This window comes from Arthrobacter sp. SAFR-023, assembly GCF_051965295.1.
Lineage (GTDB): Bacteria > Actinomycetota > Actinomycetes > Actinomycetales > Micrococcaceae > Arthrobacter.
The window spans coordinates 1-24,555 of record NZ_JBQCMF010000021.1 but is presented as its reverse complement, the minus strand read 5'-3'; the positions used below and the strand labels follow the sequence as shown (position 1 = coordinate 24,555).

The window sequence follows — 24,555 nt, the reverse complement described above, 5'->3', positions numbered from 1 at the left end:
ATCCTTGGTCAGGGGAGGCGGCGCAGCCGGATACCCTTAATACATGACCTCCGCTAACTCCCAGTCCATGAAGCCGGCCACCGTTGCCAAGAAGCTTGGCATCTACCTGCCTGCGACGCCCCAGGAGTTCCAGGATTCAACCATCACGCGCGCAGAGTTCGCCGAGCTGCAGTCCAACCCGCCGGAGTGGCTGGCCGAACTGCGCCGCAACGGCCCGCACCCCCGCCCGGTGGTCGCCCAGAAGCTGAACATCTCCATCAGCGGCCTTGCCCGCGGCGGGGTCGAAGACGCGCTGACGACGGCGGAAATCACCGCGCTGCTGCAGGCTCCCCCCGCGTGGCTGGTCGCCGAGCGCGCCACGCAGGCCGCCGTCCGCACCGAGGCGCAGCGGGTCAAGGACGAGGCTGCCAAGAAGGCAGCAAAGAAGGCCCGCCAGGGCTGATTTCCGGCCTTCCCCTTGGGGAAAGCCGGAATTGTGAACCCCCAGCTGTGGGGGCAGGTGGGGGTGTCCACCCCTCCGCGGGGGTGCGCGTCCCCCTCATGACTGACGGCGGGGAATGCCCGCCCTGACATGGGCAGATCACCTTCTTCCCCGTCACGGCCCCCTCCATGTGGGGGCCCAAAAGGTGTTCCCCAAATCGGTGCCGCAGGCCGTCCATACAAGCCAAAACGCACAGCGTTTCCCCAAGGGGCCTTACTGATTCTGTGATTGTGCGTGAAGGTCGCGCACCTCGGATCGATGAGGTCATCATGAAATCAGCACAAAGCGAGCCGGGAGCGCACACTTCTCGCCTTCCCGGTGCCCGCAGGGCCGGAGTCTTCGCCACCGTCTCGGCCGTTCTCTGCTCAACCTCCATGCTTGCCATTCCCGCCGCCAATGCGGCCGTACCTGCTTTCCCGAACAACATCGTTGTCTTCCCCGACCGCGACTTCGTCTCCATTGAGGGCTACGAGGGACACGCCGGCGATATGGCCACTCTCGAGGTCAAGCGGGCAGACGAGGTCATCGGCTCCGCCCGGTCCCTGGTCGACGGCGGCGGCGTCGCCTTCGAGGTCAACCACCCCGGCGGCGTCTGCTGGGGTGCCGGCACCGGCCTGAATGTCACTCCCGATATCCGCCCCGGCGACGTCGTCTCCATTAAGTTCGACAAAGCAGCCGCCGCACCGGCCGACGAAACGACGGTGCAGGACGTCTATGTGACCGGGAACTCCGTGCTCACTGGCAGCACCCTCACGGTCAAGGGACACATCGGAAGCAGCGTCAACGCGGCGCAGATGGAACAGCGGATCATTGAGCCGGCGCTGAAGGACACCGACGTCGCGCGCCGTGACATCCGCGCTGTCCCCGGCGTGATGACTCCGGCCCCTAAGGGCGGTTACTCGTCCAGCCTCGAGGTCGTGGGAAATGAATTCACGGCCGTTTACGAGTTCCTCGATCCGGCGACAGCAAAGATGGCGGCCGATGCCGGCCTCGGCGAGCGTGCCATGGCCTGGCAGTCAGAGGATGCCGACGCCAACCGGCAGGGCCTGACCATCGCCGAGTACGGTGAGCCCGGCGGCCCCGGCATGGGTGGCTGCCCCAACGGTCCGCTGCAGTCCGGCCCACCGGCACCGTCTGACATCACCGCCGCCAAGGTCGCCGGCGGGCTGAAGCTGAACTGGAAGCCGGCTACAGCAATCCCCGGCACCCCCGCCATCACCGGTTACCGCGCCGTCGCAGTCGGCAAGACCGTGACCAACGGCGAGCAGGTTGAGATCGGCAAGCGCATCTCCGGCCAGGCGGCCAGCAGCACCACGATCACCGGTCTTACCGCCAACGACGAATACGACGTCTACGTCGTGGGCATCAGCAGCGTCGGTGAGACTTTCCCCGCCGCCCACGCCATCCCGGTCACGGACACCACAGCTCCAACCGTCTCCGCCACCCCCAGCGGCGGCACCTCCCCGGTGGCACAGCGGGTGACGCTCACCGCCAGTGAGACGGGCAGCGATATCTACTACACCATCGACGGTTCCGAGCCGGTCCTCTCAGGCGGCGTACTTGGGACCAACGTGATCCACTACACCGGACCTATGGACATCGCATCCACCTCCACTCTGAAGTTCGCGGCGTTCGACCCTTCCGGCAACGTTTCCACCACCAGCGCGGTCCTCTTTACGGTGACGAACGACCCGGTACCGTCAGCCCCGACCTTCGCCAGCGCCCCGGTCGTAGGCCAGGGCACGGCAAGCCTGTCCTGGACCGCCCCGAACCCCGGCGCCGCTGGCCTGAGCATCACGGGCTACTCCGTCCAGGCCTACACCACTGACGGCACACCATTCGGTGCATCCAAGACGACCACCGGTGACGTCACCAGCCTCGTCTACAGCGGACTCAACGGCGACACCGCCTACCAGTTCACCGTGCGGGCTTCCAACACCAACGGCATGGGCCCTGAATCAGCAAAGACGGCAGCCGCCACTGCCCAGGGCGCTGTCGTTGCCACTGCCGGACCCGACCAGAACGTTGTCCGCCGCACCACGGCCACCCCGGTAACCCTCGACGGCACCGGGTCCACCGCCACCGGCGCCACGTACAAGTGGGTGCAGGTCCTGAGTGGGGCAACCGATCCCAACAAGGTGACGCTGACCGGCGACACCACGCTCAAGCCGACGTTTAGCCTCCCGGTCTTCAAGACTCCGATGACCAACGCACCGCTGGTCTTCCGCCTGACGGTCACGTCCGGCGCGACCGTCCGGACGGACGAGGTGCAGGTTGTGCCGGTTGCAGACCGGGTGACCATCACCGGCCAGTGGAAGAGCGGTGACTTCAAGCTCTCGGGTACCGGCTCCGTAGTCGGCAGCACCGTCACCGTCCGCACAGGCAGCGCCACCGGCCCGGTCCTCGGCCAGGCAGCCGTCACGGCGGCTGCGGCTCCGGCAACGGGCGGCGTCTTCTCCCTGCGGCTGCGCAACGCAGCGGCCGGCACAACCAACCCGGGTTCGGTATGGGTTGAGTCGAACGCAGGCGGTACGGCGGGCCCCGTCACGATCTCCAACAAGTAAGTCCTGAAGCACCGAAGTCCGGTGGCCGGCGGCATCAGCCGCCAGCCACCGGACTTCACTGTGTTCGGGGTTCGCTTGTTCCGGGTGGCCTAGGAGCTGCTGGTGGCGTCCTGCACCTCGCCCACCAGTTCCTCGATGATGTCCTCGAGGAACAGCACACCGGTGGTGTTGCCCCGCGCGTCGAAGACCCTGGCAACGTGGGCGCCGGTTCGGCGCATCGTCGCGAGGGCGTCCTCAAGCTCGCTGCCGCGGAACGTCGAGGCCAGCCGGCGGATGCGTTTCTCCGGCACGGGCCGGGTGAATTTCTCCGCTGTGGTGAGGTCCATGACGTCCTTCAGGTGCAGGTAACCGGAGGGGTCACCGTCGTCGTCGGTCAGGATGTACCGGGAATAGCCGTGCTCGGCCACAGCCCGCTGGATGTCTGCCGGCGTCGCAGACGCCGGCAGGAGCACCATCTCCGCGATGGGGACCTCGACGTCGGCCACCGTCTTTTCGGTGAACTCGAAGGCCGCCGTGAGGGCGCCGGTGTTGTCGGTCAGGACGCCTTCCCTGGTGGACTGCTCCACGATGTTTGCCACCTCGTCCAAGGTGTAGGCGCTGGTGGCCTCATCCTTGGGCTGCACCCGGAACAGGCGGAGGATCGAGTTGGCAATGCCGTTCAGGGTCCAGATGACCGGCTTGAAGATGCGCGCCACCATCACCAGCGGCGGGGCAAGGATGAGCGCCGCGCGGGTGGGGACCGAGAACGAGATGTTCTTGGGGACCATCTCGCCGAGGACCACGTGCAGGAAGGTCACCAGCAGCAGCGCCGCCACGAAGGCGATGATTCCGATCGCCTCCCCGGAGAGGGACGTCAGGCCCAGCGGGATTTCCAGCAGGTGGTGGATCGCCGGTTCGGAGACGTTCAGGATCACCAGCGAGCAGACGGTGATGCCCAACTGGCTGGTGGCCAGCATGAGCGTGGCATGCTCCATCGCCCACAGGGTGGTTTTCGCGGCCTTGCTGCCCGCCTCCGCCTTCGGCTCGATCTGTGACCGGCGGGCGGAGATTACGGCGAACTCGGCGCCGACAAAGAAGCCGTTGACCACCAGCAGGACGGCGAGCCAGATGATGCCCGGAAGGTACTCACTCATGGGTCAGCTCCTGTGTGAGGCTGTCGATGATCTTGTCATGCGCGCTTCTGGGCGGCTCTGCCGATTCCTCCGGCGTGAATTTCAGGCGCCCCACGTGGGTGCCGGCCACCCGCTCCACGCGGAGCGTGCCGCCGTCGACGGCCACCTCGTCGCCGAGCTCCGGGATGCGGTCCAGCCGGTCCGCGACGAAACCGGCCACGGTGTCGTAGTCCTCGCCGTCGGGGACGGCGATGCCTGTCCGGTCCAGGAGCTCATCCGGACGCAGCGAGGCATCGAAGGTGATGGACCGTCCGGTCCGTACCACGCCCACACGGGCGCGGTCGTGCTCATCCTCCAGTTCGCCGACGATCTCCTCCACGAGGTCCTCCAGGGTGACGATGCCGGCCGTTCCGCCGTGCTCGTCGGAGACGATGGCCACCTGGAGGCCCTGCTTGCGGAGCAGCACCAGGAGGGAATCGACGCCCATGGATTCGGGGACCATCAGAGGTTCGATCATCAGGTCGGCGGCGAGCACGTTCGCGCGTTCTTCAAGGGCGACGGCGAAGGCCTGCTTGACGTGGAGCACCCCGAGCACGTCGTCACGGTCCCGGCCGATGACGGGGAACCTCGAATAGCCGGTGGAGCTGGCCAGCGCGATGATCTGCTCGGCCGTGTCATCGGTGTTGACGGCCGTCATCCGCACGCGCGGGGTCAGAACGTCGGCGGCGCTGTGTTCGGAGAAGCGCAGCGTCCGGTGAAGCAGGGCGGCGTGGTCCAGGTCGAGGACGCCTTCCAGCGCGGAGCGGCGGACCAGCGAACTCAGCTCCTCGGCGCTGCGGGCCCCTGACAGTTCCTCTTTTGGCTCGATCCCGAAGGACCTGATGATTGCGTTCGCCGTGTTGTTGAACAGGAGGATGACGGGCTTGAACACCGCAGTGAACAGGGCCTGGAACGGAACCACCACCTTCGCGGTGGCCAGGGGGAGCGCCAGCGCGAAGTTCTTGGGAACCAGCTCGCCGATCACCATCGAGAAGATGGTGGCGACGAAAATCGCGACGACGGCGCCCACCCCGGGCACAAGGCCTTCCGGGAACCCGGCCGCCGTCAGTGGACCGCTCAGCAGCTTGCTGATGGCAGGTTCAAAGGTGTACCCGGTCAGGAGGGTGGTGAGGGTGATGCCCAGCTGCGCACCGGAAAGGTGCGTCGAGGTGATCTTCAGGGCGTTGATGGTGGGGGCAAGGCGTTTCTCGCCCCGGGCCTGGCGCGATTCCAGGTCGTTGCGGTCAAGATTGACCAGGGCAAACTCGGATGCGACGAAGAATCCGGTGCCCACTGTCAGGATCAGGCCGATCCCGATCATGATCCATTCATTCATTGGAGGCGCCCCTCTCCCGTGCTAACCGGTGTGCCGGTCAAGTGGGTGAGGGGCCAGGGCATATGTGAAGGAGGGTCGTCCATAGTGCACTCCACTATATCGGGTGTTTCTCAGCGGCCCGTTTCGACTGCTTCCCGTCCGACGGGGACTCTTACGCTTCCGCCTCTAGGGTTTTCGGATAAGCGGCCATCAGGGCGGCGGAGGCAACCCAGACAATCCCGACCATGGCCAGGCTGAGCGCACCACCGAATCCGGTGGCGGTGGCGGCCAGGGCTGCGCCTCCGGCCGAGGCGCTGGCCCGAAGCCCGGCGCCGACGGTAAAGACTTGGGATCTGAGGTGTGGCGGGCTCAGGTGGTTCCGCAGGAAGAGCATCGCGGCGGCGGTCGAGGCCGTGAAGACGCCGGACAGACCAATGGCGGCGACGGTCCAGGCCGTCCCTATGTCGACGGCGGCGCCGAGTGTCAGCAGCCCGGTGGCGAAGAAGCCAGCCATCATGACGGCATGCGGCCGCGCACGCGTGGGACGGGCTGTCTCGCACAGTGCACCCAGCAAGCTGCCGACGGCGAAGGAGGTCACCACGAGGGCGCCGTCGCTCGGCGATCCGATCCGTTCAATCGAGAGGGCGATGGCGGCGATCGCCAGCCCGCCCTGGCCAAGCTGGCTCAGCGTAGAGGCGGCGGTGACTACGGCCAATGGGCGGTGGCTGAAGATCCGGCGCAGCCCGGCCGCGACCGCCTGCCACGGCGCAATCCTGGGCGCCGAACGGGACTTCAGTCCTATGACGCTGACGCTCACGGCACCCACAGCCGCGGTGGCGGACAGCACCGCGAGCGTGGCCGGGGCGGGGAGGAACACGGCCATGATGGCCACGAAGGCCGGGCCCGCGACCGCTGAGACGTTGTAGGAAAGGGCATCAAAGGCAAACGCCCTGCGGCCGTCGGGGATCACGTCGGCGACGAAGCTGGAAAGCCCACCCATGTAGAAGGGCGACACAGCCCCGGCCACAGCCAGGCAGGCGAACACAACCGGCAGCGGGAGCTGGCCGAGGAGTGCGGTCGCGGCGAAGGCCATGGCGGTGAGCACTCCGGAAGCGGCCACGAGCTGGGCGGGGCGACGGGCGCGATCGAGGGCGGCGCCCGCGAGCGGCGCAGCGAGGACGCTCGGGCCGAGGGACACGGCCACCAGCGCACCCCCGATCCCCACATCATTCAGCTGCTGCACAGCGAGGATAGGGATCGCCACAGCAGAACCGGCCATGGCCATTCTCGGGGGTATCGAAGCCGCAAGGTATCCGGGCGCACTCATGGTCCGGCAGGGTCCGCCTTTCTGGGATGTGGTGCCTTGACCTTAGTTCATCCCCGACGCGGCAAGTGAACATGCGCTGCAGGCAGTGGACCGGCCTGGGACCGTACAATACGAGCAAAAGCAGGCAGCGAGCAGGAGTAGTGATGGCCGAGGCAGCAAAAGACGCCGTGATGGCCGAACTGGCCGCGCTCGAGGATCCAAAGATGCGCGAGGCGAACCAGAGGCGCGGCGACGACCACGGCGTGAACCTGTCCGCGTTGCGGGCGGTCGCGAAGCGGCTGAAGACGCAACACGAGCTGGCCCGTGAACTGTGGGCCACGGATGACACCGCCGCGCGGTTGCTGTCACTGCTGATCTGCCGGCCGAAGGCCTTCGAGCAGCAGGAACTGGATGCCATGCTGCGCCAGGCACGCGCACCCAAGGTGCATGACTGGCTGGTGAACTACGTGGTGAAGAAGAGCCCGCACGCCGAAGAGCTGCGGACCGCCTGGACTGACGACCCCGACCCGGTGGTCGCGAGCGCCGGCTGGGCGCTGACCACCGAGCGGGTCGCGAAGAAGCCCGAGGGCCTGGACCTGCCAGCGCTACTGGACACCATCGAGGCGGAGATGAAAGACGCCCCTGATCGATTGCAGTGGGCGATGAACCATACCCTGGCGCAGATCGGCATCGAGCACGCAGACCACCGGGCCCGGGCCATTGACATCGGTGAACGGCTGGAAGTCCTGAAGGATTACCCCACCCCGCCGAACTGCACCTCGCCTTTCGCCCCGATCTGGATCAATGAGATGGTGAGCCGGCAGGGCGCCTGAGGCATCCTGCTGACGCACCGTTAGGCGCGCTGGGCCTACTTGGTAGGCCCCGCCTGCTCCGCATACCCAACAGCCTGCTCGCCCACTTGCTTCAGGTAGGCCTCGGACTGGTTGTAGGACCAGATGGCCTCGGTCCAGCCCTGGTCCGAGGCGAGGTCCCGGCCGCCGGCACACAGGTAGCCGGCAGCGCTGAGGGCGGCGTCGTCGATGTTGTGCGGATCGGCAACCCCGTCACCGTTCGCGTCTTTTCCGGCCAGCTTCCATGTGGAGGGAATGAACTGCATAGGTCCCACGGCGCGGTCCCAGAGGGCGTCGCCGTCGAGCGCGCCGCCATCGGTGTCGGCAATGGCGGCGAAGCCGTCCCCGTTGAGGCCGGGGCCGACGATCGGACCGCTTACGTCTCCCGAAGCCGTGAGGTGGCCTCCGCCGAGGGCGCCGTGCGCGGATTCAACAAACCCGACGGCGGCTACCGTGTTCCAGCCGATCCCGCATGCCGGCGCATCGGCATTGGCCATGCCGGCCGCGGCAACGTACGCCCGGAGGGCCCGGGCAGGAATTCCGGTCTGCACCGCGGTCCGGGCAAGCCAGCCCGGTTCGACAGTCCTGGTGATGTTCACGGCATGCGCACTGCCACCGGCCAGCGGCACGAACTTCCCCGCCGCCTGCGGCGGAGCCGGCTGGGCCGCGTGCGCTCCCGCGCCGGGCAGGCCTGCATCGGCCATGCCCAAGAGCCAGAACGCGCCCGCGGTTATAGCGCAGAACGCGAAAAGGCTGAGAACCGCGAGGCGTTTCAGATGAAGCACGGAACAGCCTAACCCGGCGGCCGCCCGCGATTTGTACACCTGGGACACAGAAGTACCACGAGCCCGTTGCACAGGTCACACCCTACTGCTATGGTTTCTCCGCCTAATGACAAGCACCTCCCACAGAATGGGAAACTGGGCACTCGTGAAACTTAGCGCCAGGAGCGCAGGCAGGAATGACATGACTGACGAACTACACATCGAGGGCAACGCCCTCCCCCTCCGCGGCATCCGCGTGCTCGAGCTGGGCAGCTTTATCGCCGCGCCGTTCGCCGCCCGCCTCTTCGGTGACTTCGGCGCGGAGGTCATCAAGGTCGAAAAGCCCCAGGGCGGCGACGAACTGCGCGACTGGCGCAAGACCCGCGGCACCACCTCCATGCTGTTCCGCACCATCGGCCGCAACAAGAAGTCGGTGGCCCTGGACCTCCGCTCCGAGGCGGGCCGCGAGGCTGTCAAGAAGATTGCCGCCCAGTGCGACGTGGTCATCGAGAACTTCCGCCCCGGCACCCTCGAGAAGTGGGGCCTCGGCCCGGACGTGCTGCAGGAACTCAACCCCGAGGTGGTCATGGTCCGGATCTCCGGCTACGGCCAGACCGGACCGTACAAAAACCGCGCCGGATTCGGCAGCTCCGCTGAGTCGTTTGCCGGCCTGCGCTACATCACGGGTGAGCCGGACCGCCCGGCCGGCCGTGCAGCGGCCAGCATGGGCGACACCGTCGCCGGGCTCTACGGCGTCATCGGGGCCCTGATGCTCATGCTCCAGAAAGCCCGCGGACTAGAGGCGGGAACTTCCCAGGTTGTCGACGTCGCCCTCTATGAAGGGGTCTTCAGCCTGCTCGAATCGCTGGTCCCGGACTATGACGCCTACGGCATGATCCGGCAGCGCACCGGCGGCGCGCTGCCCGGCGTCGTACCTACCGGCTCCTATCCCTGCCAGGACGAGCTCGAGGTGGTCATCGGCGGCAACTCCAACTCCGTCTTCGTCCGGCTCATGCGGGCCATCGGCCGCGACGACCTCGCCGAGGACTCCACCCTGCTCACCACGGAGGCGCGCGGCGCCCGGGAGGAAGAGCTCAACGGCGCCATCTCTGCCTGGACCGGCAGCATGCCCCTCACCGAGGTCCTCGACAAGCTGGATGACGCCGGCGTGCCGGCCGGTCCCGTCTACGACGCCCCCAGCATCGCCGTCGACCGCCACTACCTGGCCCGCGACATGATCCAGACCCACGAGGTGGTCATCGAGGACGAGCCCGAACTGATCCGGTTCCCCGGCGTCGTGCCGAAGATCCCCGGCCACGAGGGCCGGGTCAAATGGGTCGGCCCCGAACTCGGCGAGCACACAGCCGAGGTCCTGCAGGAGCTCGCCGGCATGAATGCAGACGAGATCGCCGGCCTCGGACTGCAGGAGGTGCGCTGAAATGAGGGTCGAAGTAACCGACGTCTTCCTGCGGGACGGGCTCCAGGACGAGGCCGTCATCGTCTCCACTGCGCACAAACTGGAGATCGCCGGGGCACTGGTCGACGCCGGACTGCGGCGCATCGAGGTCGCCTCCTTCGTGAACCCGAAGCGGGTGCCGCAGATGGCCGACGCCGCCGAGGTAGTCGCGTCGCTGCCGGCAGTTCCGGGGGTCACGTACACCAGCCTGGCGCTCAACGGCCGCGGCATCCAGCGGGCTGTCGAGGCGGGAGCCACCGACATTCAGGTGGTCACCTCCGCAAGTCAGGCGCACAGCAACGCCAACGCCGGCCAGGCCATCGAGGACGCCCTGGCGAGCCTCGGCGCGGCCGTGGCCGGGTTCCCGGAAATGCGGTTCTTCGCCGGCATCTCCACCGCTTTCACCTGCCCGTTCGAGGGCGCGATCGACCCGGCCTACCTGCTGCGCGTGGTGCGTGCGTTCATGGACATGGGCATCACCGACATCGGGCTCGCGGACACGCTGGGCACCACGCCCACCGAACAGGTGATGGCCAGCCTGCACCACGTCAGCGACGCCGAACCGGACCTCACGTACTACCTGCACCTGCATAACGCTCACAGCCAGGCGCTGGTCACCGCGAGCGCCGCAGTGGAGACCGGCGTCGTGCGATTCGATGCCGCCCTCGGCGGCTACGGCGGTTGCCCGTTCGCCCCCGGCGCACACGGCAACATCGCCACCGAGGAGCTTGTCCGGCACCTCCACGACGCCGGACACCAGACCGGCATCGACGAGGACCGCCTCGCCGAGGCTGTACGGCTCGCCCGCGACGTCCTCGCCCATTCCCCGGCGGCCGGCGTCCTCGATCCCGCCCGCTAAAACCCTTTTTACTGCTTCAACTCCCGTCCACAGGCCGCCGCGGCGGTCTTCCCACCAAACGTTTTGGGGACAATGATGTCTACAAATTCACGTACCACGGACCTCACCATCGAACCTACGGACCGGCCAATGCGCGAGAAGGGTCAAGATCGCCTGCGGCTCAGGATCGCCAGCATTCCAGCCCCGCTCTACCTCGTCCTCGCCGGACTCGTCCTTGCAGCGGCAATCACCGGAAACCTTCCGGACACCATGGTGGTCGGCTTTGCCACCACCATCCTGCTCGGCGGCCTCTTCATCTGGATCGGCAACCTGTTCCCGGTGGTCCGCGACTTCGGGCTGCCGACAATCCTGTGCACCTTCGCTCCGGCCACGCTGGCTTTCCTCGGCCTCATGCCCGAGAACCTCGTCACCGTGGTGCAGAACTTCATCGACGGACACGGATTCCTGGACTTCTTCGTCGTCGGCATCATCGCCGGCTCCATCCTCGGCATGCCCCGTGCGCTCCTGCTGAAGGCAGGACCGCGCTTTGCGGTACCCGTCGTGGGCTGCCTTATCGCCACCTTCGTCCTGGTCGGGCTCATCGCCGCCCTCACCGGCTTCGGCTTCATCGAAGGCATCCTCTTTATCGCCGCGCCCATCATGGCCGGCGGGCTGGGTGTCGGGGCCCTGCCCATGTCCGAGATGTACGCCTCTGCCACCGGCGGCGACTCTGCCACCTTCATGGGTGACCTGATGTCCGCCGTCGTCATGGCCAACGTTGTGTGCATCCTCATCGCCGGCATCTACAACGGCCTGGGCAAGCGCAAGAAGCAGCTCTTCGTCGGCTTCAACGGCCATGGCCAGCTTATGCGGATCAAGGGCCGCTCCGACGAGCTCACCCTGCCGCCCAAGCGCGACGCCTCCTCCTTCGTCGCCCTCGGCAAGGGCCTTCTCATCGCCGGCAGCCTCTTCGTCTTCGGCAACCTGATGGCCGCATTCCTCCCCGGCCTGCACCCCTACGCCTGGGCCATCATTGCGGCAGCCGCCGTCAAGATTTTCGGGCTGCTTCCCCAGGACGTGGAGGACTCCACAGCGGACTGGGGTGACCTGATCGGCGCCGTGCTGGTCCCGGCCCTCCTGGTGGGCGTCAGCCTGACCTACATCGACATCACCGATGTCCTCGCCTCGCTGAGCAACCCCCTGTTCATACTCCTGACCATCTGCACCGTCGTCATTGCGACCCTGACCTCCGGCTTTCTCGGCTGGCTCGTGAAGTTCAACTTCGTCGAAGCCTCCATCACGCCCGGGCTGGTCATGGCGGACACCGGCGGCAGCGGCGACGTCTCCGTCCTGAGCGCGGCGAACCGCATGCACCTGATGCCGTTTGCGGCCCTCACCAACCGCCTCGGCGGGGCGCTGGTGCTCTTCGTGACGTCGCTGATCGTCCCCTTCCTCACCTAAGAAAGGTCCATCGTGACAGACAACATCCTGGCCGTAGGCGGCCGCTCCCCACAGATCTCTGGCGACGCGTGGGTAGCGCCCACCGCCACGGTCGTCGGGTCCGCCACCATCGGCGCCGGAACGGGAATCTTCTACGGCGCCGTCATCCGGGCGGACATGGAGGAGATCAGCCTTGGCGAGGGCAGCAACCTCCAGGACACCGCCGTCGTCCATGCCGACCCCGGCTACCCTGCACGCGTGGGCAACCACGTCAGCGTGGGGCACGGCGCGGTGCTGCATGGCTGCACGGTGGGCGACGGGGCACTCATCGGCATGAATGCCACGGTCCTGAACGGCGCCATTATCGGCGCCAGCTCCCTGGTGGCGGCCAACGCGCTGGTCCTCGAGGGGACCGAGGTGCCGCCAGGCTCGCTCATGGCGGGCGTACCGGCCAAGGTGCGCCGGGCCCTCACCCCGGAGGAGATCGAGCATTGCCGGCAGAACGCTGCAACGTACGCCGCACTTACGCTGAGGCACCGGGACGCCGCTACCGCGGCGCAGCCGGCCTGACCAGTTCCCACCCCACGAACGCAAGGACAGCCAGTGACCACCACCTCAGCCACCTCATGGCAAAGCGCCTCGGCGCCCGGACTTCCTGATGAGGGCCACGTCTCGGCGGCCGTCGCCGATGTCCTGGCGGAACGCGCGGGACACCTGTTCGGGCTGATGGGCAACGGCAACGCCCACCTCATCAGCCGGCTCACACGCCGCGGCTTCCCCTTCACGTCGGCCCGCCACGAGGCCGCGACCGTTGCCATGGCCGATGCCTACCACCGCGCCACCGGCGGCGTGGCGGCGGCCTCCACCACCTACGGCGCCGGCTTCACCAATGCCTTCACAACGCTTGCCGAAGGCCGGCTGGCCCGCATTCCGCTGGTGTTCGTCGTCGGAGATGCCCCGGCCAGCGGCCGCCGGCCGTTCGACATCGACCAGGCCAAGGCGGCCGAAGCCGCCGGCGTCACCACACTGGTGGCCCGCCCGGACAACGCCGCCGCAATGACCCACCGAGCATTCGACCTCGCTTTGCAGACAGTCCAGCCGGTGGTGCTCGCCATTCCCTACGACCTCGCCACGGCTCCCCTGCAGGCCCCGGCGCCGCTTGAACCCCTTCCGGCCAAACCCGCGTGGCCGGCGGCAGCTGACGATCTGGACCGGGTGGCGGAACAGCTCGCCTCGGCGCAGCGGCCGCTCATCCTGGCCGGGCGCGGCGTACTTCTGGCCGGTGCAGCGGCCCCGCTGCGGGAAGTGGGCGACCGGCTCGGCGCCCTCTTCATGACCTCCGCGATGGCCGCCAACGCGTTCGGCAGTGAGTGGGATCTCGGCATCGCCGGCGGCTTCACCCGCAGCCACCGCCTCGACGTCGCACGCCAGGCGGACCTCGTCCTGGTGGTCGGGGCAAGCCTCAACACGTTCCAGACCCGGTACGGAACACTGTTCCCGGCAGACGCCAGGATCATCCGCCTCGACAACGAACCCGACTCCGGGCAGAACGCCGGCGCTGAATACGTCCGCGCGGACATCCTGCCGTTCGCCGAGGGACTGCTGGAAAGGGTGCCGGCCGCGGCATCGCCGACCTGGCGGGATGCTGTCCCCGAAGTGTCGGGACCGGATTTCCGTTCGTCCAGCCCGGTGGAGGACCCTGTCGAGTTCGGGGCGGACGGCCGGCTCAACCCGCGCGCCGTCGTCGCTGCCCTGGACCGGATCCTGCCGGCCGAACGATCCGTGGTCATGGACGGCGGGCACTTCATCGGCTGGGCGCCGATGTACCTCTCCGTCCCGGACCCGCACGCCATGGTGCTGGTGGGGACTGCCTTCCAGTCCATCGGGCTCGGCTTCGGCTCCGCCGCGGGCGTCTCCGTTGCCCGGCCCGAACGCACCACCGTCCTGGTCAGCGGCGACGGCGGCGGCCTGATGGGACTGTCCGACTTCGAGACGTTCCTCCGGGCCACCCGCAAGGGTGTCGTCGTCGTGCTCAACGACTCGGCGTACGGCGCGGAGCTGCACCAGTACGCCGCAAAGGGGCTTCACGACCAGGCAATGCTGATCGACGAGGTGGACTTTGCCGCCGTCGGACGCGCCCTGGGTGCCGACGGAATCAAGGCCCAGACCCTTGCCGATTTGGGGCAGCTTGAGGGCTGGCTGGCCACGCACGACGACGGCGTGTTCGTTCTGGACGTGGCGATATCACAGAAGGTGGTTGCCGAGTTCATGGCGGAGTCGCTGGCCGCCAAGGGCTGAGCCGGCGTCATAAGCTGGCCACATGCCGCCTACTGAACAGAACGGAAGCAACCGCACGCTGGAGCGTGCCGCCGCGATCCTCGACGCGGTGGGTCGGTCCGCCGTGTCAGCCAGTGAGCTGTCCCGGCGGACCGGCCTGTCCCTGTCCACCGCACACCGGCTGGCCCTGCAGATGGTGGATTACGGCTTCCTCCGCAGGACTGAAAGCGGCACCTTCCGCCTGGGCCAGCGGTTCGTCCGTTCGGCCCTGGAGAACGCCGCCCTGCCCGTGCTCCACGAACTCCGCGACAGCACCGGCGAAAGCGCACAACTCTGGGTCCGGCGTGGTGACGAAAGGGTATGCCTCCTCAGCGCGGACAGCCGGCACGAACTGCGCGCCACCCTGCCGCCGGGTTCGCGGCTCCCCCTGCCCGCCGGCTCCAGCGGCCGGCTCCTCGCCGCCGACGACGAAGTGCTGGCGGAGCTGGCTTCGGCGGGCTGGATCGAATCGGTCGGCTCCCGCACGCCCGGCCTCGGGTCCATCAGCGCACCCGTGCAGACAGAGGAGGGAATCATCGCGGCCGTCTGCCTCGCCATGCCCCTGGCCCGGGTCACCGGCTCGCCGGGCCAGGACCACGGCGCCGTCGTTGTGCAGGCAGCACGGAGGATCGCAGAGGCAGTGCGGGAAGGGGGCTAGGGTCCCGAGGCTTGACAGAGTTTTGACCGCAGGGTCTAATTTTTCGCAGAGCACCGAACATGATGCACGCGAGACCATGCGCGTGGACAGGCTTCCATCAGAGCCCGTGGGGGCGGTGCACCAGCGGCCTACAGGCCGCCCATACAGGCGTCGTCCGATAGACGCTGCGTTCGCAGCGGTCCCGGAGCGCTCCTCGCCGCCGATTCGCTCGCGGCCCAAAACTCTGAATCAGCCCCAAAATTTTTACACCCCAAAGGACATCCATGCCCAGCACCACCACTACCATCGACATCCACGTAGACCACCGCCAGATCCTCGATGAAAGGCTCGATGCAGCCGTCAAGGATCTCCAGGAAGCGGCCATGCTCACCGGAACGCACGGCATCATCGTCACGCGCAACAGGCCCGGAAGCTACACCGCCACGCTTTCCGAGCAGGTTCCATTCGGCATGACCCGCGAAATTATCCTCTAAACTTTGGGGACCTTGACCCGTCCCCGGTTACCGGGAATACCTGGCGGCGCCCACTCGTTGAGTCCTGCGAAAGAGCGTCGTCCGGCGCTCAGCCGAAGGAGTAAAAACCATGGCAACTGACTACGACGCCCCTCGCGTGGCCCAAGAGGACCAGCCGGCCAACGAATCCCTGGAGGCCATCCAGTCCCGGCAGGGCGGATCGCAGACTGCCCTGCTTGATGTCGAAGAGGCCGACACCGCCGAAGGCATCGACCTTCCCGGCGCCGACCTGTCGCACGAAGAGCTGCTGATCCAGGTTGTTCCGGTGCAGGAGGACGAGTTCACCTGTATGTCCTGCTTCCTGGTCCACCACCGCAGCCAGCTCGCGCGGGAAAAGGACGGCAAGAAGTACTGCTCGGAGTGTGAAGGCTAGTACCAGAGGGCTAGCTCTGAAGGGCCAGCACTGAGAAGATAGCGCTGTGCTGGCCCGGCTCCGATCATCCTGGACCGCCGTCGTTCCCGTCGTCGGCCTGATCGTGCTGGCCGTGACCTGGGGAGTTTCTCCCGGCCCGGTATTGGCCACCGCCATCGCGGTGGTCCTGATGGGCGCCGTCCTGTCGGCGGTGCATCACGCCGAAGTGGTGGCTGAGCGCGTCGGCGAGCCCTTCGGTTCGCTTGTCCTCGCGGTCGCCGTCACCGTCATCGAGGTGGCCCTCATCGTCACGCTGATCGCGTCCGGCGGCGAGGGAAGCCATTCCCTGGCACGGGACACCGTCTTCGCCGCCGTCATGATCACGGCCAACGGCATCGTCGGCATAGCCCTGCTGGTGGGCGCCCGCAGATACGGCATCCCCCGGTTCAACCCGGAGGGAGCGGGTGCCGCCCTGGCCGTGGTCACCACGCTGGCTACCCTGACGCTGGTCCTGCCGACCTTCACGTCGTCGCGGCCCGGACCTGAGTTTTCACCCCTGCAGCTGGGCTTCGCCGCCGTGGCCTCGCTGTCGCTCTACGGCGTGTTTGTGTTGACCCAGACCGTCCGCCACCGCCATTTTTTCCTTCCCGTCCTGTCCCCCGGGGACGGCGACGACGACCTGCACGGCCCCGCACCCACCAACCGGGCCACCTACACCAGCCTGGCGTTGCTGTGCGCGGCGCTGGTCGCCGTCGTCGGGCTGGCCAAAACTGTGTCCCCGGTGATCGAAGCGGGCGTCAGCCGTGCCGGGATCCCGGAGTCCTTCGTGGGCGTGATCATCGCCCTCCTGGTCCTGCTGCCGGAGGGCCTCGCAGCCTCCCGGGCCGCCTCGCGGAACAGGATCCAGATCAGCCTTAATCTGGCATACGGCTCGGCGATAGCCAGCATCGGCCTGACGATTCCCGCGATCGCCATCGCCAGCATCTGGCTGCCGGGGCCGCTGACGCTTGGGCTAGGCGGTACGCAGATAGTCCTCTTCCTGCTGACTGTCATCGTGGGAACACTGACGGTTGTGCCCGGCCGCGCCACGCGGCTGCAGGGCTCCATCCACCTGGTCCTGTTCGCCGCGTTCCTGTTCCTCGCCATGTTCCCGTAGGCACTTCGATATCATGGCTTCATGACTTCCCCTTCAGGGAGCGACGAGGACCTCCTGCTCGAGCGGCAGCTCTGCTTCGCGCTGGCTGTCGCCTCGCGCACCGTCGTCGGCGCCTACCGGCCTGTGCTGCAGGAGCTGAACCTGACCCACCCGCAGTACCTGGTGATGCTCGCGCTGTGGGAGAAGAGCCCGCGTTCCGTCAAGGAAATCAGCGACGCCCTTCTCCTGGTCCCGGCCACCCTGTCGCCGCTGCTCAAGCGGCTCGAAGCCCTGGGATATGTCACCCGCCGGCGCGTTCCCGGAGATGAACGCTCCCTCGCGGTGGGCCTGACCCCCGAAGGAACCGCTCTCCGCGACAAGGCGTTGGGAGTGCCCGGCACCATGCTCGCCAAGCTCGGCCTCACCCGCGCCCAGGCCGAAGACATCCACGTGGCCATGACGCAGCTCATCGAATCAGCCCAGACGGATCACACGCCTGTTGACCCCGACGTGGAAGCTGATCCCAACCTGGAAGACGAAGCGACGGCCTAGGCGGGGCTCGCCTTCGGAGTTTTGTGCAGATAATGGGCGCTAAACGGCCCGCAGGCCGCGATACGCGGACAAAAACTCCAAAGTTCGACGGCGATCGGCCCTCCCCCGGCCGAATGTGGCACCGGAAAGGTAGAATTTCCTGGCATGAGGACAGTCGCAGACAACCTTGAGAATCCTGATGATGTCCGTACCCGTATTGTGGTCACCGCTTACGACTTGTTTTCCCACCGGGGAATCCGTGATGTGGGCGTCGATGAGCTGATCCGTGTATCGGGCGTCGCCAAGGCGACGTTTTACCGGCATTTCCCGTCGAAGGACGACGTGGCGCTGGCTTTTTTGAAGCGCCGCGACGAGCTGTGGATGCTCGGATCCGTTGTCCCGGAAGCCCGAAGCAGGGCCGATAACCCTGAGAACCAGTTGCTGGCCATCTTCGACGTTTACGATCAGTGGTTCCAGGACGATGACTTCGAAGCGTGTTCCTTCGTCAAGGTGCTCCTGGAGATGGGGGCAACGCATCCCTTGGGGCAGGCGAGCATCGAGTACCTGGGCCGGATCCGGCAACAGGTGCGGCTCCTCGCCGACGAAGCTGGCCTGGAGGACTCCGAGGCGTTCGCCCTCTCCTGGCACATCCTCATGAAGGGCTCGATCATTGCCGCCGCCGAGGGTGACAGAGGGGCGGCCGGCCGCGCCCGGCACATGGCCAGCGGGCTGATTGCCGACCACCGGCCGAAGCGCCTGCCGGAATAGTTTTACTTTAGAACCGCCGACGCCGGCCGGTCACCGCAAAAGGTGACCGGCCGGCGTCGTACTTCCCCTAGTTCCCCCCTTAAAGAACGACGGCGGTCAGATGCAGCCGGCCCCTGGTGACTGGGTCAGCGCAGGTCGAAACGGTCGAGCTCCATGACCTTCACCCACGCCGCGACGAAGTCGTTGACGAATTTCTCCCTGGCGTCGTCGCTCGCGTAAACCTCGGCCAGCGCCCGGAGCTGGGAGTTGGAGCCAAAGACCAGGTCGACCGGCGTGGCGGTCCACTTCAGCTCGCCCGTAGCCACATCGCTGATCTCGTAGACGTTCTCCTCCGCCTCCGAAGCCTTCCACCGGGTGCCCGGTGCGAGCAGGTTGACGAAGAAGTCGTTCGTCAGGACTTGGGGCCGGTCGGTGAGCACACCATGCGCGGAGCCGCCCACGTTGCCGCCGAGGGCCCGCATGCCACCGATGAGCACGGCCATCTCCGGTGCGGAGAGATCCAGCAGGTAAGCCTTATCAAGCAGGAGGGTTTCGGGTGGAAGCTTCTCGCCGGGGCGAACGTAGTTGCGGAACCCGTCCGCCCGCGGCTGCAGGTACTGGAAGGACTCGACGTCGGTCTGGTCCTGGGAGGCGTCGGCCCGGCCGGGCCGGAACGGCACAGAAACGTTGAAGCCCGCGTCGCTCGAGGCTTTCTCCACGGCCGCGCAGCCGCCGAGGACGATCAGGTCCGCCAGCGAAACCTTTCTGCCACCGTTCTGGCCACTGTTGAACTGCTGCTGCACCCCCTCGATCGCCTGCAGCGCAGCCTCCAGCTCTCCGGGCTGGTTCACCTCCCAGCCGCGCTGGGGCTCCAGGCGGATGCGGCCGCCGTTGGCGCCCCCGCGCTTGTCAGTCTTGCGGAAGGTGGAGGCCGCTGCCCATGCCGTGGTGACGAGCTGGGAGACGGAGAGGCCCGAGTCCAGGAGCTGGGCCTTGAGGGCCGCGATGTCCTCTTCGTCGATCAGCTCGTGGTCCGCCGTCGGGATCGGGTCCTGCCAGAGCTGCGGTTCCGGAATCCAGGGTCCGAGCAGGTGCGGGCCGACCGGCCCCATGTCGCGGTGCAGCAGTTTGTACCAGGCCTTGGCAAAGGCCACCGCGAACTCGTCTGGGTTTTCCAGGAAACGGCGCCCGATTTTCTCGTAAGCGGGATCGAAGCGCAATGACAGGTCCGTCGTCAGCATGGTCGGCCGGTGCTTCTTCTCCGGATTGTGCGCGTCCGGGATGATCTGCGGGGCGTCCTTGGCCACCCACTGGTTGGCGCCCGCCGGGCTCTTGGTCAGCTCCCACTCGTACTCGAACAGGATCTCCAGGAAGCGGTTGCTCCACTCCGTCGGCCGGTCGGTCCAGGTGACCTCCAGCCCGGAAGTGATTGTGTCGCCTCCCCTGCCGCTGCCGTGCGTGCTGATCCAGCCCAGACCCTGTTCCTCCAGGTTCGCGGCCTCGGGCTCGGGGCCCACGCGCGCGTCAGCATCGCCGGCGCCGTGGGTCTTGCCGAACGTATGCCCGCCGGCGATCAGCGCGAAGGTCTCTTCGTCGTTCATCGCCATCCGTTTGAAGGTCTCGCGGATGAATTCTGCAGCGAGCTTGGGATCCGGGTTGCCCATCGGGCCCTCGGGGTTGACGTAGATCAGGCCCATCTCGGTGGAGCCCACATCCTCCGCCATATTGCCCTCGCCGATGTAGCGCTCGTCGCCCAGCCAGGTGTCCTCGGGTCCCCAGAAGATCTGCTCGGGCTCCCACACGTCCTCACGGCCGAAGGCGAAACCGAAGGTCTTGAAGCCCATTGACTCCAGGGCGACGTTGCCCGCGAGGACCAGCAGGTCGGCCCACGAGACCTTCTGGCCGTACTTCTGCTTCACCGGCCACAGCAGCCGCCGGGCCTTGTCCAGGTTCGCGTTATCCGGCCAGCTGTTCAGCGGGGCGAAGCGCTGGCTGCCCTCCCCCGCACCGCCGCGGCCATCGTGGACGCGGTAGGTGCCGGCAGCGTGCCAGCTCAGCCTGATCATCAGACCGCCGTAGTGGCCGAAATCCGCCGGCCACCAGTCCTGCGAAGTGGTCAGGACCTCAATGATGTCCCGCTTCAGCGCCTCGACGTCGAGTTTCTGGAACTCCTCCCGATAACTGAAGCCGGGGGCGAGCGGGTTGCCTGCCGGGTGGTTCGCGTGGAGCACCGAGAGATCAAGTTGGTTCGGCCACCAGTCCGCGTTCGTGCGGGGGCGGTGCGCCTTCGGCTGCGGCGAGTCGATCGCCGGGTTCTCGCTCTCGCTGCCGTGCGAGGTCGCGCTGTCATGGGCAACCGGACAGCCACCTTCAATTTTGCGGTCCAGACCCTGGGAACTTCCGGGCGTGGGAACCGGAGGATGGTCCTGGCGATCGGTCATGTGCTTCCTTCCATATGGCCGAGGCCGCGGTCGGACTCGGGCAGCCGGTCTAACCCTCCTATTGGACCATGGTCGGGTGGCGCGGTGAGAGCCCCTCTTCGCGAGTTTTTGTCCAGATAATGGGCTCAAAATGGCCCTGAACGCCCATTATCTGCACAAAAACTCCGTACCTCGGAAGGGAAAGGTCCTGAGCCTCTCGGGCACAATGGAAGGCATGACCATCACGACGTTCGCCCTCATCCGCCATGGCCAGACAGACTGGAATGCGCAGCGCCGGCTGCAGGGATCCAGCGATATTCCGCTGAACGACGTCGGCCGTGGCCAGGCGCGCGACGCCATCGCCGTTTTGTCCGGGCAGGCGTGGGACACCGTGGTGTCCTCGCCATTGAGCCGTGCAGCGGAAACTGCAGACCTGATCGCTGCCGGCCTCGGACTTACGGTGGCCCGGCGTGTGCCGGAGCTCGCCGAGCGCAGCTTCGGGCCCGCGGAGGGCCTTCAGGCAGGCCCGGAACTGGAGGCACTGCGCATCCCCGGCGGCTTCCGCGGGGCGGAAAGCGACGACGAAGCGGGCTCCAGGGGCCTTGCCGCCCTGGAGGCCCTGGCCGAGGAGTTCCGCGGACGCCGCGTTTTGGTCGTGGCCCACGGAACGCTTCTCCGCCTGACCCTGAGCCGCGCCGTCGGGAGCACCCTCGCAAGCATCGACAACGCCGTGCTCAACCTTGCCCACCATCACGCCGTGGACGGCTGGCAGCTCGAATACTTCAACGGCGAACGGGTGGCGGAGGCCGCCCGCAGCTAGGAAATCGCGGCTGTCCCTGTCCCCCGGGGGCCCGACAGGGCTACCTTTTTGCTGTGGGCCCGGCAAGCAAAGCGCTCCGGACCGGCAAAGAGTTTCTACTCAATGAGGAGTGGGGCCGGAAATGAAGCCACGAACCATCATTCTGGGGATCATCGTCCTGCTGCTGGTTGCTGGCGGGGCGGCATTTTTTTACTTCAATAATTTGAGAAGCAGGGCTGCCGACTACAATCCGCAGATCACCCCGGCGGACTTCACGACGAAAATCACCAACAAGTACTTCGCCCTTCCGATCGGCAAGAAAATGACCTACGGGACGGGCGGGGACAGGATCGAAATTGAGATCCTGCCGGAGAAGCGGGTCATTGAGGGCGTCGAAACAATCATCTACCTGGACCGGGAATTCAAGAATGGGCAGCTCGTCGAAGAGACCAAGGACTACTTGGCACAGCACAAGAACGGCGATGTCTGGTACTTCGGCGAGGAAGTGGATAACTACAAGGACGGCAAACTGCAGGATCATTCCGGCAGTTTTCTCCACGGGCAGGATGGGGCAAAGGCCGGCATCTGGATGAAGGCCGAACAGCGCGTGGGCGACACCTACCGGCAGGAGTACTACCTGGGGCATGCGGAAGACATACGGGATACGATCGCCACAGGCCAGACCGTCACGACGAAAATGGGCACCTACAAGGACTGCGTGAAGGTGGACGACTGGACGCCGCTGGAGTTCAACTCGCGGGAGCACAAGTACTACTGCCCCGAGGTGGGCTCGCTGGTCCTGGTCGAGGAGCCAAGCGGCAAACGGTCGGAACTGACAAACATTGACCTGCCGTAAGGGGGATGCAGCTTTCACGGTTTCCTGCTGCCTGCTATCTGCTATCGCCGCACGTCGTCGATGCCGTCGGTTTCGATGCGTTCCTTACGGACTTCCTCGTCGACGGTCACCTCGTCCGTCACCGTTTCCTTGTCGAGACGGACCCGCTCGACCGGGACGGTTTCCTTCTCGATGACGGGGCGTTCCTCGTGGAGGGTCACCTCGTGTTCCTCCTCGCTGATATCGGGCCCGGACAGGGCCGCACCCCGGTTCGCCTCCGTGATGGGTTCCCGCTCGATCCGGACCTCTTCGCGCTGGACCGGAACGGTCTTTTGTGACGTTCTCCGTGGTCACGTATTTACGAAGCCTGGCGCGCCCGGCGGCCTGCGTTTCCGTGCCGACGTTCAGGCGCTCCTCGGAGCGGGTCATCGCGTCATCCGTGGTGGGCCCGGACGTGTCACGTCCAACCGTCCCGGTGGCATCAGCCGTGCCGGACCGGGTGTCGCTAAAGGTGGCATTGCCCGTACCGGGGTAGCCTGCGTCTCCGCGGGTTCCCGTTTCCGTGTAGTTCTGGTGTCCGTCGAGGCCGTAGTGGCCGAAGAGCCGGTCCTCTACCGACGGCTCGAGGTGGCCGTCCGTATCCACCCTGGGCGCGTCCTTGACCTGGTCCTTGGTGTAGGGAACCACAACGTCGCTGCCTTCAAGGCGGGCGCCTTGCAGCCGGACAATGGATTCGGAGGTTCCGAACAGGCCGGTCTTGACCGTCACCCAGGTCGGCTGGCCATCGGCGTCGTCGGCTTAGACGTGGCCTACTGACCCGATCTTGTCCCCGTCTGCAGAAAGAACGCTTCCGTTGCGCTGCAGCAGGTCATCGATGTTTCCGTGGTGAGCATGCGTCTCCTTGGATTTCAGATGTTTCGGGTTCGCAACGCCTGCCTGCAGGACGCTGCACCCGAATACAATAAGCATGCTTAGCAAGTTTTTGGCAAGCATACTTATCAATTTTCGTGGAACCGACCTTTGGGCTTGCGGATAAATTAGCAAGTGTGCTTACTATTTCTGGGTAGCCAGGACTGCTGCCGATCCAGCACCGCTGGTTCCTCATCCTCAAGGAAAGAGAGCAACGATGACCGAGAACGCATACGGCACCGGGGTGTCCGCTCCCGGCCTGGACACCGCCGACTACACGGGTGATTACACGGGCACCGCTGGCTATCAGGACGATGGCTCCTCGAAGAAGGACGTGGCGAAGGAAGAGGCCGCGAACGTTGCCGGCGAGACTAAAGTTGCCGCCCAGAACGTTGCCGGGACGGCCAAGACCGAGGCGAAGAACGTCGCGTACGAGGCGAAGAACAGCGCCAAGGACCTGCTGCACCAGGCGAAGTCGGACCTGGCCAGCCAGGCCGGCACGCAGCAGACGAAGGCCGCCGAGGGTATCCGCACCATCTCCTCGCAGCTGCGCACCATGGCCGACGCACCGGACCAGCAGGGCGTGGCCGCGGACCTGATCCGGCAGGCCGCGGACCGCTCCGAGTCGGTCGCGTCCTGGCTGGATAACCGGGACCCGGGCTCACTGCTGGACGAGGTGAAGTCCTTCGCCCGCCAGCGCCCCGGCACTTTCCTGCTCGTCGCGGCTGGCGCGGGCCTGCTTGCCGGACGCCTGGGCCGCAGCCTGCAGGCAGGCGCCCCGGACACGCGCACCGTCACCGGCACCGCTTCGCCGCAACCGGCCCGGCTAGCCACAACGGAGAACACAGTAACGACCGGCGTAGGCGAGCCCTTCTATGACCAGGCCAGCCTCGGCGAACCCGCCTTCGGCGAGCCGAGCATCTCGGGCACGGGACCCGCTTCCACGCAGTCGCTTCCAACCGGCTCCTCCTCGGCGGGATCGTTGCGGGACATCGACGATCCCTATGTTCAGGGTGGGGGTCGTCCCCTGTGAGCAGCCAGATACCCGATACCCCGCAGACGGCTGCGCACGCGAAGGCCGATACCACCTCCCTCGGTGACCTCCTGGGCGATGTCACCCGTGACCTGTCCACCCTGATGCGGCAGGAAATCGAACTCGCCAAAGCCGAACTCAA

Annotated in this window: 26 protein-coding genes and 1 pseudogene; 19 read left to right on the top strand and 8 right to left on the bottom strand. The window is 66.6% G+C overall.

The annotated features are described in order from the left end of the window. Nucleotides 1-43 precede the first annotated feature (43 nt). Nucleotides 44-442: a DUF5997 family protein gene (locus tag ACTHQX_RS19275; RefSeq protein ID WP_236806127.1), complete on the top strand. Its 399-nt coding sequence runs from the start codon at nucleotides 44-46 to the stop codon at nucleotides 440-442. 308 nt (nucleotides 443-750) lie between these two features. Beyond that, on the top strand, nucleotides 751-3,045 hold the full coding sequence (locus ACTHQX_RS19270; RefSeq protein ID WP_440158779.1) for a fibronectin type III domain-containing protein: 2,295 nt from the start codon (nucleotides 751-753) through the stop codon (nucleotides 3,043-3,045). Nucleotides 3,046-3,134: 89 nt separating this feature from the next. On the opposite strand, the gene ACTHQX_RS19265 is transcribed toward ACTHQX_RS19270, so the two are convergent. The 3 genes from ACTHQX_RS19265 to ACTHQX_RS19255 all read right to left on the bottom strand — a co-directional run bounded on the left by ACTHQX_RS19265 (nucleotide 3,135) and on the right by ACTHQX_RS19255 (nucleotide 6,790). After that, entirely contained in the window at nucleotides 3,135-4,178 is a 1,044-nt protein-coding gene (locus ACTHQX_RS19265; protein ID WP_440158777.1) for a hemolysin family protein, read from the bottom strand. After that, nucleotides 4,171-5,532, bottom strand: a complete 1,362-nt coding sequence (locus ACTHQX_RS19260; protein ID WP_440158776.1) for a hemolysin family protein — start codon at nucleotides 5,530-5,532, stop codon at nucleotides 4,171-4,173. The genes ACTHQX_RS19265 and ACTHQX_RS19260 overlap by 8 nt, the downstream gene beginning before the upstream one ends. A 151-nt stretch (nucleotides 5,533-5,683) precedes the next feature. Further along, nucleotides 5,684-6,790 (bottom strand): MFS transporter, encoded by a 1,107-nt coding sequence (locus tag ACTHQX_RS19255; protein WP_440158775.1) that lies wholly within the window; start codon nucleotides 6,788-6,790, stop codon nucleotides 5,684-5,686. A gap of 191 nt (nucleotides 6,791-6,981) precedes the next feature. Between ACTHQX_RS19255 and ACTHQX_RS19250 the strand changes: the two genes are divergently transcribed. Continuing rightward, the gene (locus tag ACTHQX_RS19250; protein WP_440158774.1) at nucleotides 6,982-7,650 is read left to right on the top strand and encodes a DNA alkylation repair protein; all 669 of its coding nucleotides are present in this window, start codon (nucleotides 6,982-6,984) and stop codon (nucleotides 7,648-7,650) included. Nucleotides 7,651-7,685: 35 nt separating this feature from the next. Here ACTHQX_RS19250 and ACTHQX_RS19245 read toward each other — a convergent pair whose 3' ends face one another. Then, complete coding sequence (locus tag ACTHQX_RS19245) at nucleotides 7,686-8,453, bottom strand: lytic transglycosylase domain-containing protein (protein WP_440158773.1); 768 nt, start codon at nucleotides 8,451-8,453, stop codon at nucleotides 7,686-7,688. Nucleotides 8,454-8,634: 181 nt separating this feature from the next. On the opposite strand from ACTHQX_RS19245, the gene ACTHQX_RS19240 reads away from it, so the two are divergent. The 11 genes from ACTHQX_RS19240 (at nucleotide 8,635) to ACTHQX_RS19190 (ending at nucleotide 18,438) form a co-directional block, all read left to right on the top strand. Further along, nucleotides 8,635-9,870, top strand: coding sequence for a CaiB/BaiF CoA transferase family protein (locus ACTHQX_RS19240; RefSeq protein ID WP_440158772.1), 1,236 nt, complete (start codon nucleotides 8,635-8,637; stop codon nucleotides 9,868-9,870). A gap of 1 nt (nucleotide 9,871) precedes the next feature. Continuing rightward, entirely contained in the window at nucleotides 9,872-10,747 is an 876-nt protein-coding gene (locus ACTHQX_RS19235; protein WP_440158771.1) for a hydroxymethylglutaryl-CoA lyase, read from the top strand. A gap of 75 nt (nucleotides 10,748-10,822) precedes the next feature. Then, nucleotides 10,823-12,187, top strand: coding sequence for a 2-hydroxycarboxylate transporter family protein (locus ACTHQX_RS19230; protein WP_440158770.1), 1,365 nt, complete (start codon nucleotides 10,823-10,825; stop codon nucleotides 12,185-12,187). A 12-nt stretch (nucleotides 12,188-12,199) separates the two neighbouring features. Next, the gene (locus tag ACTHQX_RS19225) at nucleotides 12,200-12,736 is read left to right on the top strand and encodes a gamma carbonic anhydrase family protein (RefSeq protein WP_440158769.1); all 537 of its coding nucleotides are present in this window, start codon (nucleotides 12,200-12,202) and stop codon (nucleotides 12,734-12,736) included. Nucleotides 12,737-12,769: 33 nt separating this feature from the next. Then, entirely contained in the window at nucleotides 12,770-14,464 is a 1,695-nt protein-coding gene (locus tag ACTHQX_RS19220; RefSeq protein WP_440158768.1) for a thiamine pyrophosphate-binding protein, read from the top strand. Between the two features lie 22 nt (nucleotides 14,465-14,486). Next, a complete protein-coding gene (locus ACTHQX_RS19215; RefSeq protein ID WP_236806112.1) occupies nucleotides 14,487-15,140 on the top strand; it encodes an IclR family transcriptional regulator in 654 nt (217 codons plus the stop codon). 263 nt (nucleotides 15,141-15,403) lie between these two features. After that, nucleotides 15,404-15,613, top strand: coding sequence for a hypothetical protein (locus ACTHQX_RS19210; RefSeq protein ID WP_236806111.1), 210 nt, complete (start codon nucleotides 15,404-15,406; stop codon nucleotides 15,611-15,613). 109 nt (nucleotides 15,614-15,722) lie between these two features. Further along, nucleotides 15,723-16,025, top strand: coding sequence for a DUF4193 domain-containing protein (locus ACTHQX_RS19205; protein WP_003802821.1), 303 nt, complete (start codon nucleotides 15,723-15,725; stop codon nucleotides 16,023-16,025). Between the two features lie 46 nt (nucleotides 16,026-16,071). Further along, a complete protein-coding gene (locus ACTHQX_RS19200; RefSeq protein ID WP_440158767.1) occupies nucleotides 16,072-17,160 on the top strand; it encodes a calcium:proton antiporter in 1,089 nt (362 codons plus the stop codon). 21 nt (nucleotides 17,161-17,181) lie between these two features. Next, on the top strand, nucleotides 17,182-17,691 hold the full coding sequence (locus ACTHQX_RS19195; protein WP_440158766.1) for a MarR family winged helix-turn-helix transcriptional regulator: 510 nt from the start codon (nucleotides 17,182-17,184) through the stop codon (nucleotides 17,689-17,691). Nucleotides 17,692-17,835: 144 nt separating this feature from the next. Then, complete coding sequence (locus tag ACTHQX_RS19190) at nucleotides 17,836-18,438, top strand: TetR/AcrR family transcriptional regulator (protein ID WP_440158765.1); 603 nt, start codon at nucleotides 17,836-17,838, stop codon at nucleotides 18,436-18,438. A 125-nt stretch (nucleotides 18,439-18,563) separates the two neighbouring features. Here ACTHQX_RS19190 and katG read toward each other — a convergent pair whose 3' ends face one another. Then, complete coding sequence (gene katG / locus ACTHQX_RS19185) at nucleotides 18,564-20,858, bottom strand: catalase/peroxidase HPI (RefSeq protein ID WP_440158764.1); 2,295 nt, start codon at nucleotides 20,856-20,858, stop codon at nucleotides 18,564-18,566. Nucleotides 20,859-21,072: 214 nt separating this feature from the next. Here katG and ACTHQX_RS19180 point away from each other — a divergent pair, with 214 nt between their 5' ends. Further along, complete coding sequence (locus tag ACTHQX_RS19180; protein ID WP_440158762.1) at nucleotides 21,073-21,657, top strand: histidine phosphatase family protein; 585 nt, start codon at nucleotides 21,073-21,075, stop codon at nucleotides 21,655-21,657. 121 nt (nucleotides 21,658-21,778) lie between these two features. Next, nucleotides 21,779-22,492, top strand: a complete 714-nt coding sequence (locus ACTHQX_RS19175; RefSeq protein ID WP_440158761.1) for a hypothetical protein — start codon at nucleotides 21,779-21,781, stop codon at nucleotides 22,490-22,492. Nucleotides 22,493-22,533: 41 nt separating this feature from the next. Here ACTHQX_RS19175 and ACTHQX_RS19170 read toward each other — a convergent pair whose 3' ends face one another. Both ACTHQX_RS19170 and ACTHQX_RS19165 read right to left on the bottom strand, forming a co-directional pair. Continuing rightward, nucleotides 22,534-22,755 (bottom strand): DUF2382 domain-containing protein, encoded by a 222-nt coding sequence (locus tag ACTHQX_RS19170; protein ID WP_440158833.1) that lies wholly within the window; start codon nucleotides 22,753-22,755, stop codon nucleotides 22,534-22,536. Between the two features lie 100 nt (nucleotides 22,756-22,855). Then, nucleotides 22,856-22,900, bottom strand: a pseudogene (locus ACTHQX_RS19165) (hypothetical protein); the annotation flags it as partial. Nucleotides 22,901-23,044: 144 nt separating this feature from the next. On the opposite strand from ACTHQX_RS19165, the gene ACTHQX_RS19160 reads away from it, so the two are divergent. Next, nucleotides 23,045-23,287, top strand: a complete 243-nt coding sequence (locus ACTHQX_RS19160; RefSeq protein ID WP_440158836.1) for a hypothetical protein — start codon at nucleotides 23,045-23,047, stop codon at nucleotides 23,285-23,287. Here ACTHQX_RS19160 and ACTHQX_RS19155 read toward each other — a convergent pair. Next, the gene (locus ACTHQX_RS19155) at nucleotides 23,270-23,440 is read right to left on the bottom strand and encodes a hypothetical protein (RefSeq protein ID WP_440158760.1); all 171 of its coding nucleotides are present in this window, start codon (nucleotides 23,438-23,440) and stop codon (nucleotides 23,270-23,272) included. The genes ACTHQX_RS19160 and ACTHQX_RS19155 overlap by 18 nt on opposite strands. Nucleotides 23,441-23,597: 157 nt before the next feature. Here ACTHQX_RS19155 and ACTHQX_RS19150 point away from each other — a divergent pair, with 157 nt between their 5' ends. Together ACTHQX_RS19150 and ACTHQX_RS19145 are read left to right on the top strand one after the other, a co-directional pair. Then, on the top strand, nucleotides 23,598-24,413 hold the full coding sequence (locus ACTHQX_RS19150) for a hypothetical protein (protein ID WP_440158759.1): 816 nt from the start codon (nucleotides 23,598-23,600) through the stop codon (nucleotides 24,411-24,413). Next, nucleotides 24,410-24,555, top strand: a 146-nt coding sequence (locus tag ACTHQX_RS19145; protein WP_440158832.1) for a phage holin family protein, incomplete at its 3' end; no start/stop codon positions are given. The genes ACTHQX_RS19150 and ACTHQX_RS19145, both read left to right, overlap by 4 nt.